This is a genomic window from Campylobacter sp. 2018MI13 (assembly GCF_018501135.1).
GTDB lineage: Bacteria > Campylobacterota > Campylobacteria > Campylobacterales > Campylobacteraceae > Campylobacter_E.
In genome coordinates, this window is record NZ_JAHCZC010000345.1 from 1 (window position 1) to 235 (window position 235).

Genomic DNA, 235 nt, shown 5'->3' on the forward strand with positions numbered 1-235 from the left:
GCAAGGAAACTTACAACAAAGAGTCCCTCCCGACTGTTTACCAAAAACACAGCACTCTGCTAACACGTAAGTGGATGTATAGGGTGTGACGCCTGCCCGGTGCTCGACGGTTAATTGATGGGGTCAGCAGCAATGCGAAGCTCTTGATCGAAGCCCGAGTAAACGGCGGCCGTAACTATAACGGTCCTAAGGTAGCGAAATTCCTTGTCGGTTAAATACCGACCTGCATGAATGG

Annotated in this window: 1 rRNA gene; it reads left to right on the forward strand. The window is 50.2% G+C overall.

From position 1 onward, the window contains the following. Positions 1-235, forward strand: a 23S ribosomal RNA gene (locus KJQ99_RS11520); the annotation flags it as partial.